The organism is Pseudomonas sp. MPR-R2A5 (genome assembly GCF_058793055.1).
In genome coordinates this window covers 1-3,245 of the sequence record NZ_JBXAFK010000106.1, presented here as the reverse complement: position 1 = coordinate 3,245, position 3,245 = coordinate 1, and the positions used below count along the sequence as shown (strand labels likewise).

General features: G+C 62.4%; 4 protein-coding genes. 3 read left to right on the top strand and 1 reads right to left on the bottom strand.

Going from position 1 to position 3,245, the window contains the following annotated elements:
• Positions 1 to 241 precede the first annotated feature (241 nt).
• Complete coding sequence (locus AC1Q6I_RS34695; protein WP_102625772.1) at positions 242 to 550, bottom strand: hypothetical protein; 309 nt, start codon at positions 548 to 550, stop codon at positions 242 to 244.
• A gap of 217 nt (positions 551 to 767) precedes the next feature.
• Here AC1Q6I_RS34695 and AC1Q6I_RS34690 point away from each other — a divergent pair, with 217 nt between their 5' ends.
• Genes AC1Q6I_RS34690 through AC1Q6I_RS34680 form a run of 3 tightly spaced genes read left to right on the top strand, consistent with a single transcriptional unit; the run spans position 768 to position 2,918 of the window.
• On the top strand, positions 768 to 1,412 hold the full coding sequence (locus tag AC1Q6I_RS34690) for a secretin and TonB N-terminal domain-containing protein (RefSeq protein ID WP_041161160.1): 645 nt from the start codon (positions 768 to 770) through the stop codon (positions 1,410 to 1,412).
• Positions 1,409 to 1,954, top strand: a complete 546-nt coding sequence (locus AC1Q6I_RS34685) for an RNA polymerase sigma factor (protein ID WP_024074802.1) — start codon at positions 1,409 to 1,411, stop codon at positions 1,952 to 1,954. Before AC1Q6I_RS34690 ends, AC1Q6I_RS34685 begins: the two co-directional genes overlap by 4 nt.
• A gap of 37 nt (positions 1,955 to 1,991) precedes the next feature.
• Positions 1,992 to 2,918 carry a FecR family protein gene (locus tag AC1Q6I_RS34680; RefSeq protein ID WP_024074803.1) on the top strand — a complete coding sequence of 309 codons (927 nt, stop codon included), beginning with the start codon at positions 1,992 to 1,994 and terminating at the stop codon, positions 2,916 to 2,918.
• Positions 2,919 to 3,245: the final 327 nt, after the last annotated feature.

The window sequence follows — 3,245 nt, the reverse complement described above, 5'->3', positions numbered from 1 at the left end:
GATATGTACTCGCTAAAACTCCAAAAAAGCGGTCGGCCCGAAGGCCGCCACGGGACCAAGCTCCCTCGCCACAGACCGCTGAAAAAAGTTGTGTAGATACTTATGCCCCGATGAGGGCGTGTCAGTCACTTATTTGTTAACTGACCCACCACCATCGGGGGCAAGTCGAATCGTCGCACCCACCAGCATCGGCCAGCGATGAAAAATCTATTGAATGCTTGATGGATTGTGCCCAGAGCCCTCAAGGCCGCTGCGGTTTCACCGAGGTCCCGAAGGTATTGCCCATGCGCACACCGGTCGCCGCCGGGGTAGACAGCCCCACCTGGTTCGGTGGCCGCTTCTGTACCGGGATATTCTGCGCTTCGCGATTTTTTTGTGCGGCCTTGGCCGCGTTCGGTGCATTCCCCATCTGCTGGCCAAGGCAGCCGTAGTTGGGCGCCTTATACCCATCCACCGTGACTTCCGTGCAGCCATTGGCCGCGGTTTCAGCGTGGGCGAGGGGCATTGCGATACACAGCAACAGGCTGGCGAGGGTTGGAAACAGCTTCATCGGAGCCTCCTGATGGGCCCGAGAGAATGGGCCGGCATGGCGTGAAAGTGTAGTGCAGCGGGCCTCTCGTCACCGTGATGTTTTTTTTGCTATCACCGTAACATCAGGTTCATAAACTGGCCTCAGGATGACGGTTTTCAAGGACACGTCGGCCGTGCAGCGATGCAACGCGGGGGGTGAACAGGGGACTTGGCGGCGCGCCGTATGCGCCCTGGTCTTGCTGTTGCTGCTGACGGGCACGCCGCCCGCCAAGGCAGAGCCCCCGTTGCTGAGCCTGGACCTGCCGGCACAAGACCTGGAACACGCACTGCAAGCGTACAGCCGTGCCACCGGCATGGCGGTGCTGGTCGACCGCGAACTGACGCTGGGCCGGCGCTCCATCAGTGTGCGCGGGCGCTTCACGGCACAGGAGGCTCTGGCGATGTTGCTGACAGGGAGTGGCCTGATGGCACGTTATGCACGCAGCGATGCGTTTACCCTGCAACTGCCCGAGGTCAGCCAGCCGCCTGCAACCCGTGGTACGGCGGCACGCAATGCCGCGCGCATCAACAACAGCTACGCCACGGCCTTGCAGCAGGCCATCGAGACCAGCCTGTGCCGCTCGCCGCTGACCCGGCCCGGCAGTTTTCGGGCACTGGTGCAGGTGTGGGTCAACCCGCAAGGGCTGATCGAACACAGTCGGTTGGTCAGTTCCACCGGCGATGAACAACGCGATGAAGCACTGGTACGCAGCCTGGCAACCGCGCGGGTCGAACGCCCGGCACCCAGTTCCCTGCGCCAACCGGTGACTTTACTTTTGATGCCTGACACAACAGGAACGCGCATGGAATGCACAGCAGCAAACGGAGCCTGGGGCGGATGAAAAATACCGGGCAGAGCACAATGGTCAGCTTGTTCCTGGCGTCCTACGAGGACTTCAAGGTGCGGTTGCGCAAGCGCCTGGGCTCGGAGGACCTGGCCAACGACGTGCTGCACGAAACCTACCTGCGGGTCGACCGCATGGACATGCCGCCAAACCTTCAGCAGCCCAATGCCTACCTGTACCGCATGGCCTTGAACATCGCCGCCGACCGCCGCCAGGCCGACGCGCGCCTGCTGACCGGCAGCGAGGTGGAAGAGCTGCTGCAAAGCGCCGACGAAGTCCTGGACCCGTCGCGGGTGGTGGGTGGCCAGAAAGAAATCCAATCGCTGGTCAAGGCCCTCTACGAACTGCCGGCACGCCGACGCAAGATCCTCATCGCCGCGCGCCTGGAAGAGGCGCCGCACCTGGAAATCTCCCAGCGTTTCGGCATTTCCACACGCATGGTCGAGAAAGAAATCAAGGCTGCCCTGGGCTACTGTGCCCAGCGCCTGGAAAGAAAAGTGATTCAGCGGTTCGGTCCCGGGGCCGGGAAACCGTCTTAGTAGTGAGTCCCTGATAAATCCGTGAGTATTTGCGCGCTTGAATATTTTTAGCTTCTCCACCGCCCGGGAAACACCCGCCAGCCCACTGCACGACGAAGCCCGCGACTGGCTGGTCCTGTTGACCTCGGGCCGCGCTACCGTGGCCGATGCCAAGGCCCTGAAAGCGTGGTGCGCCCAAAGCCCGGAACATGCCCAGGCGTTCGAACAGGCCAAGACGCTGTGGCAGCGTTTGGGCGCAGCGGCCGAACAGGCCGAGCGCCCGCGTCATTTTGGCCGGCGTGCCTTCCTCGGCGGCGCGATTGCAGCGTCGGCGGCGGTGGTGATGGTCAACGTCGGTGTGCCGGGCGGGTTTGCCGGGTTGACCGCCGACTACCGAACCGAGGTCGGCGAACAGCGCCAGGTGTTATTGAGCGAGGGTGTGAGCCTGGAGCTCAATACACAGACGCGCATCAGCCGGGTGGGGCAGGGGATCGAACTGCTCGAAGGCGAAGTCGAAGTCCTCGCCGACGTGGCACAGCCGCTCAAGGTCCAGGCGGGCCAGGGCTGGCTGAGCGCGGCCCAGGCGCGGTTCAACGTGCGGCATACCGATCGCAACGTCTGCGTGACCTGTATCGAGGGGTGGCTGTCGGTGGACGTCGCCGGGCGTAATGTACGCCTGGAGAGTGGCCGGCAACTGACCTACGGCGCGGCGGGCATGGGTGAAGTGACGAGCGTCGATGCCCACGCGGTAGTGGCCTGGCGTGAGCAGGTACTGGTGTTCAACAACGCAACGTTGGCGACGGTGGTGGATGAGATCAACCGATATCGACCGGGGATGTTGGTGTTGCTGAACAAGGAACTGGGCAAGCGGCGAGTGCAAGCGCGGTTCAGCTTGCAGCAGTTGGCGGGGGTGGCGCTGTTGATTCGGGATGCTTATGGGGCCAGGTGTACGGAGTTGCCTGGGGGGGTGGTGTTGTTGAGTTAGTGTGGGTCTGTGTACATATCCATTTCTGCGGTAACGGCCACTGGCGGTTCCGCCCTTACGGCGGGTCACTTTTGGCAAACACAAACGCCCCAAAAGTAACCAAAAGGTCTGTGCCCCACCACTCGGCACCTCGCCTCGGCTCGGTGTGCCCTCACTCCGGCCAGCGTGGTTTAACGGGGCGCGGAAGATCAAAAGCCAAAGCGCGGCGGCCTTAGAGCCGACCGGTGTTGTGGCTGGTGTACTCGGTAAAAAATGTGGGAGGGGGCTTGCCCCCGATGAGCATGGGTATCTACGCAACTTTCAGACCTTGAGAACTCTCCCTGTGGC